Here is a 14,594-nt window from a genome sequence, read left to right as displayed (position 1 = left end):
TGACGAAACAGCTTTTTTTATAGAAAAATAGGGTATACTAACCATATCCTTCTATTTGATAAAAAATGTGAGAGTTGGCGTCCGTTATGATCAATTATGAAATTGAACAAAAAAGATTACATTTAATTGAGACTGCGAAAAAATTCGGGATGAATGCCGAAGAAACAATCAGGTGCAGTCAAGAGCTTGACACACTCTTAAATAAAGGCATCAAATCCACCTCTAAAGATTGCTCAAAAAAAGGGTAAGCCATACATCTAATTCCTCTCATCAAAAGCTTTCAAAAAGACAATCACACATTAAAAGACCCATCATAAGCTATGGTGAAACGCCCAAAACAAGTGCCCTAATTTTATAAAGGATGTGCACCGCTATGCCGGCTATTGTGGGAGCCTTTAAAGTAAATGCCGTCGGAACGAGCGGAGTCGTTCATGTTGGAGACTGCATCACCATTTCTCCAAATAGTCAGGTTAAAACGTTTGCTGGCGCAGGCAGTTTTAATACAGGTGATCAATTACAAATTAGCAACTACAAAAGTGTGACAAATACGTACGACAGTGATGTCATTGATCAACCGCTTGTTGGTAACTTGTAAGGAGTGAGGATCCGTTGAACTTCTATATTAATCAAGCGATACAAATTAATTATTTACGTGTAGAGTCTGTGAGTAACTCCTCTGTTCTGCAAATTGGGAGTGCTGGATCCATCAAGGCCCTTTCCAACCTGTATAACACGGGAAGCTACGTAGAAGCAGCGCCTGCCGCAGCAGGTACACAAGGAATTGAAGAATCTCAAGGCGCAAGCACAGCACCTTTTGTACCTCTTCAGTCACCAACAACTTAAGCCATCTGCAATCCCCGGAGGTGTATGTAAATGTATGATTATCAGAGCAACGCTTCACAAGTATATGGCATCATTCAAAAACACTCGCAACAAATCATGATGCTTGAAAAAAGGCTTAACGAGCTTCAGCAGGAAATACAAATGATCAAAGATAAACCGACAACGAATATTGAACGGATTGATTATCAATTTGATCAACTGAAAATCGAACGGCTGGAAGGAACGCTGAATATCGGCCTCAATCCATCTGATCCAAACAGTGTTCAAAACTTTGAAGTGGGCCAAACAACAACCCCGGGAATTGGAATGATGCAGCAAGAAATGGCTGGTCAATTTTTCAATCAAACACGGCAGCTTGTCGATGCATTTTTAAATGAAGAAGCTCCAGAACTTCTTGAAGAACTAGAACAGCGATATGAAGGGTCCCTCGATGAAAGCAACAAACACCATATCATTGAGGATATTCGCAAGCAAATTGACAGCAGGATCAAATACTATGCGGGACAGCTGCCACACCGGGAAGATATGACACCGCTGCAGCGTTCAGAGCAAATTGCTGAATATGTGAAGCATGATGTAAAGCGAGCGATTGAGCACTTTTTAGCCCATATTCCAAGTGAAACGAAAGGAGAGGAAAACGGATGAATTTCACAGTTGTCAACCGCAACATCGAGACTGGAAGCATTAAAGTAGTCGGGGTATCGTCCTCTTCCCTATTTATCATCGGGGACACAGACCATGTACAATTATCCTCGATTTTCGATACACCGCCAGAATCACTGATTATTGGCCCGTTTGTTCCTCTGGCGCCTCGATAATGATCAAACGCACATCTCAAGTGAAGTTTTCAAAGGTGAATTCTGTCGGGATTTCGAGTGTGGTTCAAATTGGTGATACTCAGGAGCTATGCCCGAAAGTCAAGGTATTAGCTGTTCAACGAACCATTAGTTTGTTTTATGGCTATGAAGCAGAAAATTTAGATGCGAAAGAATTTGAAGTGTATTATGAGCCCATTCCATTGATGCTGCCAGAACGATCAGTGAGAACGGCATTTTACCATGAAAAGCCTGTGATTAAAGTGTCTTCAATCCATGTAGAAGGGGTATCATCGTCCTCTGTCTATCAAATCGGCTCTACTTGTAGAATGAATGGCGTTGCGCGAGTGAAGCATATTAGAGAGCTGTTTAGCAATGATGAAAGTCCGCAAAACTCACAAATGGACCTACCTGCGCATATGATGGTGATATGACTTCGAATAAAGGATGTCGATTATGCCAGCAATTGTCGGACCCATTTACATTAACTCTATTTCTGGAGGCGTCGTAAACGTCGGTGACTCATTCTACCTGTCGCCTAAAAGTTCGTCAAAATCTGCTTTAGGCTCTGGAGCGGGGAATACCGGAGATTTCTTGATATTAAATAATGGTATTAGCGCCACCAACTATGTGGATCCTGACTTAAATGATCAGAATATGGTAGGCAATGCATAAAGCAGCTCCTCTACATCCATTTCAAATAGAGGAGCGCTTTTTTATGCTTATTTCTTTCTGCGCTGTCTCGATTTTTTTGTTTTGACCAGCTTGCTTGCCGGCTGTTTCCGAATCCATTTGATGTACGAAGCAAGCTTTTCATCCTGCCTCAGCGCATCAATTGTGTTCAAACGTGCGGCAAGCTCCTGGTTTGTAAAGAGGGCATGTACTTGTTTATGACAAGGGATGCATAGGAAGGCAGTCGGTAAAAAAGTCCCGCCTTCTTCTCTTGGGGTTAAGTGATGTTCTGTGAGCAGGACATCTTGTCTTCCACACATCTCACATAATCCAATTGTTTGCTTTGCCACCGCGTCATCACCTCAATATTTACATTAATTCCATTGAGACTGTTGTCCCTTTCCCGCTTGGATCTGCCGGATGGACAATCAGTTTTTTCGGCAGCCGCATTTTCAATTCTTCCACATGGCTGATGACACCAACAGCTAAGTTTTGAGACTGTAATTTCTCTAATGCAGTAATCACTGTATCAAGCAAGTCTTGATCAAGGGTACCAAAGCCTTCATCAAGGAAAAAGAATTGCAGCGGGAACTCACCTCTCAGCTGAATCTGTGCTGAAAGAGCTAACGCAAGCGCAAGCGACGTCAGGAAGGTTTCCCCGCCGGACAAGCTGGACACTGGACGTCTGACACCGCCATTCGCATCATCACGCATGACAAAGCCGCCTTCTGAATCAACCTCAATCGCATACCTTTGTCTTGTCAAAATACCAAGACGGGCAGATGCATCACGACTGACACTTTCCAGCTGTTCTTCTGCTAAGAACTCAACAAATGTATTTCCTTTAAACACGGTTTGCAGCTTATCGAGCCGATCAATTTCTTGCTGCAGCTCCGCCAAGAGTTCATGAATACTTGCAAATCGCTGGTGATTTTCTTCCATTACACGCAGATGTTCATATGCAGAGCCGCTCATCACTGTTGCTTCTTCCAATGCCTTTTCTGCCGCTTCTTTCCTCAGTTGAATGTCAGTCCATTGCTTTTCATCTAGTGACTCATCTTTCAGCAGTTCAGAAATTCGCTTTAAGTTTGCGGCACATTGCTTTCTTTTATCCTCAAATTCGTCAATTTCTTGTTTAACAGATTGACGTACTGATTGATTCATGAAAGCAGATTCAATCTCTTGAGGCTTATCAAAAGGAGAAGACTCCGATTCTTTAGTCCATGCGACACTTGCTTCTTGTTTTCTCCGGTCAGCCTCTTGAAGCTGACGCTCACAGCTTGAAAAATGACTTTGTGCTTCACTAAAGAGCTCCTGCGCGTGCTGAAATTGCTTGTACGATTGCTGTTCCATTTCATTGAGACGAGCAAGCGTGTGTTCAACTTCAATCAGTTCATCAGAAATAGAGACAGCTTTCAATGGATATCTCCCTAAATCTGTTTCATATTGATGAATGAGCTGATGCTGGCTTTCTAGCTGATGCGCGAGTTTATCAAGTTCCTTCTCTACATCGTATATGGCTGTTTGCAGCTGTTCTTTTGCCAGCTGTTTTTCTTCCAAAAATGAAATACTTTTCTCAATACGCTCTTTATAGCCTTCCGCTTGCTGGTCCTTTTCGTCGATCTGCTTTTGCATCTCTTGTACTTGGTGCAATGTTAAGTGCGGGAAGGCCTGTTCAAATTGAGACGTTTGCTCTGAAAGCTCAGATTGGAGCTCCTTGATCAGCCCGTCTAATTCTTCGATACGCTGCTGATCAAATGTCATTTGATCTTTCGTCTTGCTTATCTCTGCTGCTTGATCATATGTTTCATCCATTAAACGAGCTCTTTTACGTTCAACTTCTTGAATATCTTGTTTCAAGCCTTTCCATTCTTGCATGAGATACTGCAAGGACTCCGGCTTTTGCACTGCTTCTACTGCTGCTGCAACTTCCGCACCTGGAGCTTTCTGAGATAAAAAGGCAAACTGCTTTACTAATTGATTGGCGTGCGTTTCCAATAACTGCTTGGCGGCATACATGTCTCTTGTATATTCCTCTGCTTGCTTGAGCTCTGTGTCCATCCGTTGAATCACTTCATCGATTTGTGCCACTGTTTCTTCATGGTCATTGTTTTCCAATGCCTTTGGGTCATGATGAATCGATCCACAAACAGGACATGGCTCACCATCTACGAGCTCTGCCGCTAATTCTTTTCTTAATTCTGCCGCCCTAACAGCATCACGCTGTTTTAATTTTTCGAGCTTCTGACTTTGTTCTCTTTTACTCCATTCTGTAAAAGCCCGTTCGAATTCACATACATAGAAATAAAGCTGTTCTATCGCTTGAAACGATTGGTCTATTTTTTCATGATGGTCTTTTTGCTGTATTTGAAGCTTTTCATATGCTGCTGCGGTCTGTGTTGATCGCTTTTTGAGCTCCTCCATCTTTTGTTGTTCCTTGTGTATGCTTTGGTGTATTCTTTGAACATTTTCGCTTAAACGCAAAGCATCCTGTACACTTTTCCGTTCTTTTACAGAGACTTGTAATTGCTCCAGCTCACGCTTCAGCTGTGTTTGTTTTGCGAGTGCACGTTCTAACAAAGATTGGAGATTATCTGCTTCTTCTTTTTTTTGTAATAATTGCTGCGCTGTATCATTTTTCCGCTGTTCGATTGTCGTCTTTTCCTGAAGAGCCGCCTCTTTTTTCCGTTCAATTTCCTTTAGCTGAATCAGCTGCTCTTTCTTTTGGAGAAGTTCTGGCTCAGTTTCTATTTTCTTTTGCCTGGCTTGCTCATAGTTTTGCGTCATTTGATCATAGATCGTTCGTTGATGCAGAAGCTGATATTCTGCTTCCTGCTTCTCTTTTAATGCTTGAGAAAGCTGATTTTCAGCTTTTGTTAATGCATCCGCATAAGGTTTTAATGCCTCTGCCTGCTCAGCAATATGAAGCTTGGCCTTTTTCTCTTCCATTGATGGTGCCAGTTGATTCAGATGGTTTAGTTCCGTCTCATAAGCTTCTCGTTCCTTTTGATACTGCCAAATTGTTTGCGCCTTTGTAAAAGCAGTGAACGCTTCATCCCGCGCTTGTTTTTTCTCATGAAAAATAGCCTTTGCCTGCTCAGCCGCTTCCTTTGCCTTTGCGAGCGCCTCTGGGCCAGCTTCTCCTAAGCCATTCAGCTCAGCAAGCAGTTCATTTTTTTGTCCATACTGATTCTGCGCCTTTGCGCGCAAACGTTTGACGAGCTGATCCCCATACTTTTCCAGGTTAAACAAACGCTGTAGCATTTGTCGTCTATCGGTTCCTTTTAGGGAAAGGAATTCTGCAAACTTCCCTTGAGGCAAGACAACCGCTCGCGTAAAATCATCAATGGTTAACCCGAGTAATTCTTCTATTTTACGATTGACCTCACTCGCTTTATCTGCAAGAACTGTCTGCGTATCACCAATTTCAATCAGACGGCATAGTGTCGTTCTGACTTTCATTTCATCTGCCCGCTTGAAGCCACGTTCGACTTTATAAGAAATGTGGTGTTCCTTTTGTAAAGCGAACGTAAAGGAAACTGACAGCTTCTCTTCCGCTTGGTTCAAAATACCATGTGTATTATTTAACGCACGTTCCACTTTTCCATAAAGTGCCAGGGTCATGGCGTCTAATATGGACGACTTTCCGCTTCCTGTCGGTCCAAAAATGCCAAACACACCTGCATCACATAATGAGCTAAAGTCAATTGTTTGTTCTTCTCTGAAGCTATGAAGTCCTTTAATGGTTAGCGTAATCGGCTTCAAGTCGCTTCCTCCTCTTGCATTTCATTGGCGAGCTCCAAAAACAGCTTGACTGTTTTTTCATCAGGAAGACCGCCGCCTGTCTGGCGCTCATAAAATTTCACGAACCGCTCTTCGATTGAGAGCTTTTCGGCTTGCTTTTGTTCTTCCATTTGCTGAAGTTCTTTAAATTTCGGTCTAATATGGACAAACCCGCTATGCTGCTTTCGGAGCTGATGGATCTCTTCTATGGAGAGCTGATCTGTTAAATGAATCTCTAAATCAATCCATGCCTGAAGATCCCGTTTTTCATCCAGCCACTCGTGTACTTGGCTCAATCCTTCAGTTGCCTTCCATTTCACAAGTGGTTTTCCGCTTGATAACAACACTTCTTTCCAGCTTGCTTTTTCATTAGGTTTTGCCTCTACAATCGTGACTGATTTGGCATATCCTGATTCAGAAAAGCTGTAAGCAAGAGGGGACCCGGAATAGCGGGCAATCGTTTTGGCACGTTTGATGGTTTGCGGGCGGTGCAAATGACCAAGGGCCACATAGCAGGCTGCTTCTGGCAGACTTTCAGCTGCAACGGTATATGCACCGCCTACTTCAATCGGTCTTTCTGAATCTGTTTGACTTCCTCCTGCCACATAAATATGGCTTGTTGCGATATTGACCGTATCGGCTTGAAATTGAGCGCTTAAATGTTGGAACGCTTGCTGTATTTTTAAATTGTAATGATCACGAAGCAATTTCTCTTCAAATGTTTCAGCCAGCACCTCGTTAAGTCGCGCTTCAGACGGATAAGCGAGTGCTGCAATGGATAAACGTTCACTCGAAGAAGGAACATCGACGCGGATGATGTCATTTGTCGGATATCCAATTAAATGAATCCCCTGATCATTTGTTAAAGGAGATGCGGCAGATAGTCGATCCGGATTATCATGGTTGCCTGAGATGACCACGACCTGACGTTTTCCTTTATCAGATAAGGCGGATAGACTTTCATAAAAAAGCTGTTCTGCTCTAGCAGGCGGATTCACTGTATCAAAGGCGTCTCCAGCCATGACAATGACATCAATATGTTCGTCTTTTACGATTTGATACAGCTCATCTAAAAACTGTGCTTGCTCATCAAGCCGGCTCCGGCCTTCAAGGGTTTTTCCTAAATGCCAATCTGCCGTATGCAAAATCCTCATGTGATTCACCTCTCATTCCGATACATTTATAATGAAATTTCTAAATTCCCATCAAAGAAATAAAGAATTTTCTCCTCTAATGTTCTGTTTGTTAAACGTTCCACTGCTTGTGCATATAACGCTATTTGAGTTTCATAGCGCTTTTTCAATATAGGTACAGCTGCTTCAAGACCGCCTGTATATCTGCCTTGCACTCTATCTGTTTTATAATCTAGTAAATATAGTTTTCCATCCGTTTCAAATAAACAGTCAATCATCCCTTGAATAAGGACAGGCTCCCCCTCTGCATCAATATGGCTGTATACCTCTTTAACAGGTAACACCATACTAAATGACACTTCTCGTTTCACCCAGTCCGCTTTCCGCAGCTTTTGACCAATAGAAGTAGAGAAGAAAGCTGCAATTCCTTCTTGATCAATTGACTGGACTTGTTCATTTGTTAGCAAGTCTCGCTGCTGTAAGGAATCGAGCAGCTGATGTATACGGATTTCATCGAAGGGCTCGTCAGAAGGAAGCGCAATATGCTGCATGACTGTATGCATTGCGGTGCCTTGCTCTGCGGCTGTGAGTGTTTTTTTCTTCATGAAAGCCGGCCGGTCATACATCGTGGCACGGGCTTTTTGAAGAGAAGAAGGAACACTGTACTCATCCTGTATTTCTTTCATTCTTTTTATCTCGGAAACAGACTGCTTTGTGCCGACTTGTGAGGCCGCTAGATACGGGTATCTCCATGAAAGTCTCTCTGCTACTTTCTCATCAGCATCACCATATTCTTCAACAGGCAGACCTTCCATCAAAGCTTGTACCACCTCGTCCTGCTGCTTCTTTTCAAGTGACATATCTTCTTTTAGAAGATCGGAAGCTTGAGTAAATGAGATCGTGAATGCTGATGGGTGTGAAAGAACAACATCACCTGTTTCTTCTAAAATAGATGACATTGCTTGGTGACGGATGAGAGCAGGACCAATAAAATCTAAGTATGTTTTCGATTGATAACGTTCAAAATCAGGGAGGAGCCAGTCCTCTCCGGTTGCAGCATTTTGCCATTTGCTTAATGCCTTCACCTGATTTTTGACAGAGCCGACAAGAAATAATTTTTCTTTAGCCCTTGTGAGCGCTACATATAGAACTCTCAGCTCTTCAGATAATAGCTCTTTTCTCATCTTTTTTTTCATTGCCACAAGCGGTAATGTTGCATAGCTAATTCTCAGCTCTGGATGAATATATTTGCTTCCAAATCCTAATTCTTTATCAAGCAAGTAGGACTGGTTTAAGTCCATCATATTAAAGTTCCTGCCGAGTCCTGCGGTAAAGACGATTGGAAATTCCAATCCTTTACTGCTGTGGATCGTCATCATGCGAACAACGTCCTCTGTTTCACTGAACGTTTTTGCCGCACCAAGATCATCTCCACGCTCCTGCATTCTTTCGATAAAACGAAGAAAACGGAACAGCCCTCTAAAGGCAGCTTTTTCATACTGCTTCGCTCGATCATAAAGAGCACGGAGGTTCGCCTGTCTCTGCTTGCCTCCAGGCATCCCGCCAACGTAATCTAGATACTGCGTATCGCGGTATACTTCCCAAATCAATTCCGCTACTGAATGATTCATGGAGAAATCACGCCACTTACGCAGCAACCTGAAAAATCGTTCTAGTTTTTTGCATGTAGGGTGATCTGAATGAGTCACACTCATAAATGCCTTCACAGCATCATAATAAGTGCCTTTTTTATCACTCGTGCGAATCAGTGCCATTTCATTTTCGTCTAAATGAACAATTGGTGATCTTAATACAGCTGCAAGCGGGATATCCTGATATGGATTATCGATGACTTTTAACAGAGAAAGAATCACAGACACCTCTGTTGCTTCAAAATAACCGGAGGAAAGATTCGCATACACAGGGATTCCCTGCTTCTTCAATTCCTCCATCATTTGCGGTGCCCATGGCATGGAGCGAAGCAAAATCACAATGTCCCGATACTGCAAGTTACGGGTCATTTGCTGTTTTGAATCGTACACTTGAAATGGCTGCTCCACCAATTGCCTTATTTTTTTAGCAATGACTCTCGCTTCTAGTTGTACGGTCTCTAGCTCTTCTCTCTCTTCGTCAGTTTCTGCTTCCTGTTGATCTAAATGTACAAGAAGCATTTCTGTCGTTGTATCTTCGCTTTCTGGATAACTCGCTCCAAGCTTTAATTCAGCTTGTTCATCATATTCAATTTCTCCAACTGTTTCCCCCATCAGCTGTTTGAACAAAAAGTTCGTACTGTCTAACACATCTGAACGGCTGCGGAAGTTTTTATTTAAATCAATTCTCTTCCCTGTTTCTTTGCCGTCTGGTGTAAATTGTTTATATTTGTTTAAAAAGAGCATGGGTTCAGCCAGTCTAAAACGATATATGGACTGCTTTACATCACCAACCATAAACAGGTTGCCCTCTGCAGCATGTTCCCCTTTAGAGACAAGCCTTAAAATCGTTTCCTGTACAAGGTTTGTATCCTGGTATTCATCAACGAGCACTTCTTCAAACTGCTGTTGATAGTACTTGGCCGCTTCTGTTTCAATCAAATTTCCTTCCGCGTCCTGCTCTGCTAAAATGCGTAAGCAATAATGCTCTAAATCCGAAAAATCCACGATTGATTTTTCTTGCTTCGCTCTTTCGAAGCGCTGTCCAAATTGGATGACAAGCTCCACAAGTGTTTCGACCACCGGCTTCATTTCAGCTAAGCTTTTCAAATGCTGGGCGGGACTGCGCATAAAGTATTCATCTTTGAGCTTTTCTAATTGTTTTTTTGCTTGATTGCGTGCATCTGTGGCTTTTTCTAACAGCACAGGGTCATATTCGTCCCCTTTACATGTTTTGAGCCTTTTAAAATTGATGTTTGGCAAAAGCTCGTAAAGCCTCTCAAAATCATCTTGATGCCTGATTAATTCATTGACTTGCTCTAAATCATCTATAAAATTTTCTGCTCTCGGCGCCGGCCCACCCGGTTCTTTTGATAGGGCGAGAGCTCGTTCGAGCAGTTCCAGACAGCTTCGAAAAACGAGAGAAAGGTCCTCTTTGATATATGGGTAAAACGGTAATTGTTCTACTTTTGTTTGAGCTTCTACATCATAAAGAGAAAGGAATGCCCTCATCCATTGCTCAGGTGAAGGGTGAGATCTGGAAAACTCATAAATTCTCTTCACAAGCCATTGCAAGTCTAAATCATGACGGTCAGAAGTGTAACGATCAACCAGTTCAAAGAACGCTGGCTTTCCAGCCTTATATTCATCCTCAAACAGTTCATCTAACACTTCATCTCCTAATAATTCTCCTTCTGTTTGATCAGCCAAACGAAAGCCTGGATCAAGGTCAATCTCATAGTAAAAGGTGCGCAGAACCTGCAAGCAAAAGGAGTGCAGGGTAGAAATATTGGCACGATTCATGAGTGACAGCTGTCTTCTCATATGAAGAGACCCGGGGTTCTTGGCTAATTCCTTTTCAAGTGCTTCTGTGATCCGATGCTTCATCTCTGCCGCAGATGCATTTGTGAAAGTCACAACGAGCAGACGATCCACATCGACTGGATCTTCAGGACGGGTCATTTTTCGAATCAGCCGTTCAACCAAAACAGCTGTTTTACCTGACCCTGCCGCCGCCGCAACAAGGATATCTTGTCCTTCTGAAACGATGGCTTCCCACTGGTCATCCGTCCAAGTACTGTTATTCGGTTTTGGTATTTGCATACTGATCCCCTTCTTTTTTGATCCGGTCTATCACAACATCATCCTTTTCAGATGAAAGCACTCTAAATTCATTATCCTCTATCGATTCATCAAATTGGCAAATAGACTTAAATGAACAAAAGCGGCATGGTGTTTGATCCTTCAATTTATATGGATTAATGGCTACCTCGCCATTTGTAATTCTTTCGCCTGCCTCTTCAAACGTGCGCCGAACATGCTGTGTGAGTATATGGAAATGATCTTCACTTAAAACAGCAGAGTCAGAACGGAAAGACCCATCCTTTTTCAATCCAGCTTGAATGACTTGTGATCTTCCTGATTCAAGCGTTTGATCCATTAGCTTTACCGCTTCTACATCTTCAAGCAATAGACCTTTCATTTTAAATTTCTTGAATATTTCCTGCTCAATTTCATCCTCTGCAAGCGGAATCGGTGCTTGAATGAGCGGATCATGAATATGGAAATATAAAATGCCAGCTGGCGTTGCTTCTACACCGAGCCACTCCTTCGAATACGTAATGGTCAGGTCTAAGTATGTGAGCATTTGCAAGGCCAGCCCATAGTATACTTCTGCTAGATCAAGACCTTTCTCACTCGATTTGTAGTCGACGATTCTCAACAGCAGCCCTTTTGAACCTTCTGCTTTATCCACCCGGTCAATTCTTCCGACAAGCTCCATCGTGCAGCCATTTTTCAATTGAAAAGTAAACGGCGGAAGTGGCCCTTGGCCGCCAAAGCCTAACTCAAGCCCAACGGGAGAAAATCCACTCACTCTTGCATGCTCACTTAAGATAGAAGAGACTCGAATCAAGATTTTCTGGAGCTTTTCTTTAATATAAGCATGCCGGTTAGAGCTTAATAGGATTTCCTTTTGAAGACGCGGTGCAAGCTGTTCGATTGCATGTCTTGAATAGTTGACACAGTCATCCTTCGTTAGATTTTTCCAATCCTTTTTTTGTTCAACAAGCGTATCTGAAATATGCTTTAAAGCTGAGTGAAACAGCTGGCCGATATCGGGTGCTTCCAATTTATAAAATTGCCGGTCCTTTAGTTTTAACCCGTGGGAAGCAAAGTGAGAAAATGCACACGCATTGAATTTCTCCATTCTTGAAACACTGCCTTGAATGTGATCACCATAAAGTTCTTTTGTGACGTTTGGTTTTAAGCGCTTCGCTCGATTTGTAAAAAACAAACTCGATAAGATGTTTTTTGATACATCCCGATGAGATGACGTCATCAAATAATTATAGACACTCCACCATACACCACTGATGGGGTATTGGTTGAGCCATTGCTGCAGCTGCGAGACAGTATACGATAACGAGACATGCTCATTCGCTACAAATTTTAATTGCTCCTTGTCATCCAGCTGTTCCGGGTCTAACACATACAAAGCATGCTCATGATTTGGCATAAGCTCCTGACAATACTTGATAAGAGTCGAAGGCAATAGAGAGCGCCCCTCTTCATCTGACACTGAATAAGACAGATACAAATGATGAGATGGACTCGACAGCGCCTGGTAAATTAAAAATTGCTCATCTAGCAGCCGTTCCTTTCCTGTCTCTGCGAGTTCTGCTCCTGCTCGTTTTAACCATTCCCGGTCATCCTCAGACAAAACACTTTCGTCAGAAGGGCGTGCGGGAATAACGCCATCATTTACCCCAATGATAAACATACACTTCACTTGATACATTCTCGATAAGTCCATACTTCCGATAAATACTTGGTCGAGTGAAGGCGGAATTAAAGCGAATTTTAAAGAGGCCAATCCTGTATCCATCATCTGTTGGAATAAAGGAAATGAGAGCTCCTCCTCACCGAGCATTTCAACAAATTCATCCATTAATTGAATAACAGCATCCCATACTTGTCCATGCTGCATGGCTTCAGCTAATCTACCTGCTTCTTCAGCTTCCAGCCTAGCCTTTTCAAGTTTATCCGGCACTTGTATTTCCTCTAAAAAGACATAGACTGCCTCTACCATGTCTTTTACTTTTTGCGCTTTTTTCAGCCTTTTTTGCAATTGGAAAAGCGGCGGTGCGATCCATTCCTTTACATCATTCAGCATCTGTTCCATTTCAATTTCTTGATCTGTTTGTCCAAAATCCTCATCTAAGGATTGGAATCGTCTGTAATGGAAACGGGAACCGTTTGTCCAGCGTTCTCCTTTTACACCATAAGCAATACAGTAGTTTTCAAGCTGATCTGCCTGTTCTCTCGCTTTGTTTTTGGCAAGTTCGAGCGGAAATAAGAACTCTGTCTTCACGCAGCGAAAAACGGCCTGATAACGCCAGTTTCCTTTTATGACATCCAAGCTCGAACGAATTAATTCAATGAGCGGATGATACTGCATCGATTCATTTCCATCAATAAAAAAAGGAATATCGTAATCTCGAAAAACCTCTTTTAACGTATCTTTATAGTCGTCTACATGCCGCGCTACAATCGAAATATCTCGCAGTCTGAGTCCTTCTTCTCTCACTAAATGAAGAATTTCTCTCGCTACTCCCTCAATTTCAGCTCGTTTACTTGCACTTTTAGATATTGTGAGATGAGGGGTTATTTCCTGATATGGCTTCACCGGTCTCTGCTCATATTGCCGTTCTAAATAAGCAAGATCTGGCGTATGAAGATGACGGTTATTTCTCTCCAAAATGTGCTCAGAAATGGACGCGCCGCACTCTTTGGCAAGCTGATAGAGCTGGAAATACGTTTTACCTGTCATACGAAATAAATCAAGTTCATTTGGCTGTTTATCATGATAGGAACGATCCACTGTGAAAGCAGCCGTTATTTTCTCAGCATGCAGCAGAAGCTGTTCAATGACGAGAAGCTGCTGCGGTGTAAATTGATAAAAACCATCTATATAAATGTGTGCTCCTTTTATTTCTTCAGATAAAGGAATTTGCTGCGTGAGAAGCGTCAAATAGTCTTCTGAGTGCACATATTCATCTTGTAAATGCTGCTCCATCTGCTGATAAAGAACATGCAGATCATGCAATTTCTCGGCTGCCCGTCTTTCTTCTGTATACTCTGAATGCATGCTCGATAATGAAATTTTTTCAATATCCTCCGGCAGCATGCAGTATCTCTTGAACTCAGCCATCGTCTTTTCGATTTGCTCGACAAACCCCGGCTTATCACTCGCTTTTTTGAATACCTTAAACTTTTCTTTCTCCTCTTCAATCACTTTTCTTAAAAGCATTTGAATTCCTGTGCTTGTCACAAATTGCCTGTTCGCTCCGCCAGTCTGCTGTAAAATAGACCAAGCAAGACGCGTGAAACTAAATACTTTGGCCCTGATCATCCCGCCAGCTTCAGACGTTTTTGCAAGCTCGTATTCCATTAAGAATGTCATTTGATCCGGGACTAAAAAAATGATTGGCGGACCCAACGGATCAAGCCGAAGCTGTTCTTTGATTTCCTCTAAGATTGCAGTCGTTTTTCCACTCCCCGATCTGCCTGCTAAAAACTGAATCTCCACGCTCCACAACACCTTTCTTATGTACTCATATTCTAGCGAAAATAAAAGTAAATAGCTATTTTCCCCTTCTCCTTCCTAAAAAGATATAGGCACCTTTCCTTACTCTTCT

12 protein-coding genes are annotated in these 14,594 nt (G+C 42.4%); 7 read left to right on the top strand and 5 right to left on the bottom strand.

Annotation, left to right across the window (positions count from 1 at the left end; translation table 11 throughout):
• The first annotated feature begins 86 nt into the window (after positions 1–86).
• The 7 genes from AAZR19_RS00930 (at position 87) to AAZR19_RS00900 (ending at position 2,333) form a co-directional block, all read left to right on the top strand.
• A complete protein-coding gene (locus AAZR19_RS00930) occupies positions 87–248 on the top strand; it encodes an aspartyl-phosphate phosphatase Spo0E family protein (RefSeq protein WP_029707539.1) in 162 nt (53 codons plus the stop codon).
• Between the two features lie 125 nt (positions 249–373).
• On the top strand, positions 374–595 hold the full coding sequence (locus tag AAZR19_RS00925) for a spore germination protein (RefSeq protein WP_024425506.1): 222 nt from the start codon (positions 374–376) through the stop codon (positions 593–595).
• A 14-nt stretch (positions 596–609) separates the two neighbouring features.
• Positions 610–843, top strand: coding sequence for a spore germination protein GerPB (locus AAZR19_RS00920; protein ID WP_003210877.1), 234 nt, complete (start codon positions 610–612; stop codon positions 841–843).
• Between the two features lie 30 nt (positions 844–873).
• A complete protein-coding gene (locus tag AAZR19_RS00915; RefSeq protein WP_024425505.1) occupies positions 874–1,488 on the top strand; it encodes a spore germination protein GerPC in 615 nt (204 codons plus the stop codon).
• Entirely contained in the window at positions 1,485–1,661 is a 177-nt protein-coding gene (locus AAZR19_RS00910) for a germination protein GerPD (RefSeq protein WP_003210893.1), read from the top strand. Before AAZR19_RS00915 ends, AAZR19_RS00910 begins: the two co-directional genes overlap by 4 nt.
• Positions 1,661–2,092, top strand: coding sequence for a spore germination protein GerPE (locus AAZR19_RS00905; RefSeq protein ID WP_024425504.1), 432 nt, complete (start codon positions 1,661–1,663; stop codon positions 2,090–2,092). Before AAZR19_RS00910 ends, AAZR19_RS00905 begins: the two co-directional genes overlap by 1 nt.
• A gap of 22 nt (positions 2,093–2,114) precedes the next feature.
• Positions 2,115–2,333 (top strand): spore germination protein, encoded by a 219-nt coding sequence (locus AAZR19_RS00900; protein ID WP_003211468.1) that lies wholly within the window; start codon positions 2,115–2,117, stop codon positions 2,331–2,333.
• Positions 2,334–2,380: 47 nt separating this feature from the next.
• Here AAZR19_RS00900 and AAZR19_RS00895 read toward each other — a convergent pair whose 3' ends face one another.
• The 5 genes from AAZR19_RS00895 to addB are packed head-to-tail and all read right to left on the bottom strand — an operon-like array spanning position 2,381 to position 14,485.
• Positions 2,381–2,680 (bottom strand): HNH endonuclease, encoded by a 300-nt coding sequence (locus AAZR19_RS00895; protein WP_395894462.1) that lies wholly within the window; start codon positions 2,678–2,680, stop codon positions 2,381–2,383.
• A gap of 19 nt (positions 2,681–2,699) precedes the next feature.
• Positions 2,700–6,095: an AAA family ATPase gene (locus tag AAZR19_RS00890; RefSeq protein ID WP_434702081.1), complete on the bottom strand. Its 3,396-nt coding sequence runs from the start codon at positions 6,093–6,095 to the stop codon at positions 2,700–2,702.
• Positions 6,092–7,267 (bottom strand): exonuclease subunit SbcD, encoded by a 1,176-nt coding sequence (sbcD, locus tag AAZR19_RS00885; RefSeq protein WP_024425501.1) that lies wholly within the window; start codon positions 7,265–7,267, stop codon positions 6,092–6,094. The genes AAZR19_RS00890 and sbcD overlap by 4 nt, the downstream gene beginning before the upstream one ends.
• Before the next feature lie 26 nt (positions 7,268–7,293).
• A complete protein-coding gene (addA, locus tag AAZR19_RS00880) occupies positions 7,294–10,998 on the bottom strand; it encodes a helicase-exonuclease AddAB subunit AddA (RefSeq protein WP_218677312.1) in 3,705 nt (1,234 codons plus the stop codon).
• Positions 10,976–14,485, bottom strand: a complete 3,510-nt coding sequence (gene addB, locus AAZR19_RS00875) for a helicase-exonuclease AddAB subunit AddB (protein ID WP_434702080.1) — start codon at positions 14,483–14,485, stop codon at positions 10,976–10,978. The genes addA and addB overlap by 23 nt, the downstream gene beginning before the upstream one ends.
• Between the last annotated feature and the right edge of the window lie 109 nt (positions 14,486–14,594).

It is taken from the genome of Bacillus sp. Je.9.29.b, from assembly GCF_051129925.1.
In the GTDB taxonomy this organism is placed as follows: Bacteria; Bacillota; Bacilli; order Bacillales; family Bacillaceae; genus Bacillus; species Bacillus safensis.
The sequence above is the reverse complement of the archived record's forward strand: the minus strand, read 5'-3'. Positions and strand labels throughout refer to the sequence as shown.

What these genes read in the sequence shown, in the direction of transcription:
- addA (WP_218677312.1), bottom strand. Translation starts at nt 10,998, where the DNA reads ATGCAAATACCAAAACCGAATAACAGTACTTGGACGGATGACCAGTGG.
- AAZR19_RS00925 (WP_024425506.1), top strand. Translation starts at nt 374, where the DNA reads ATGCCGGCTATTGTGGGAGCCTTTAAAGTAAATGCCGTCGGAACGAGC.
- AAZR19_RS00915 (WP_024425505.1), top strand. Translation starts at nt 874, where the DNA reads ATGTATGATTATCAGAGCAACGCTTCACAAGTATATGGCATCATTCAA.
- AAZR19_RS00910 (WP_003210893.1), top strand. Translation starts at nt 1,485, where the DNA reads ATGAATTTCACAGTTGTCAACCGCAACATCGAGACTGGAAGCATTAAA.
- AAZR19_RS00930 (WP_029707539.1), top strand. Translation starts at nt 87, where the DNA reads ATGATCAATTATGAAATTGAACAAAAAAGATTACATTTAATTGAGACT.
- AAZR19_RS00900 (WP_003211468.1), top strand. Translation starts at nt 2,115, where the DNA reads ATGCCAGCAATTGTCGGACCCATTTACATTAACTCTATTTCTGGAGGC.
- AAZR19_RS00905 (WP_024425504.1), top strand. Translation starts at nt 1,661, where the DNA reads ATGATCAAACGCACATCTCAAGTGAAGTTTTCAAAGGTGAATTCTGTC.
- sbcD (WP_024425501.1), bottom strand. Translation starts at nt 7,267, where the DNA reads ATGAGGATTTTGCATACGGCAGATTGGCATTTAGGAAAAACCCTTGAA.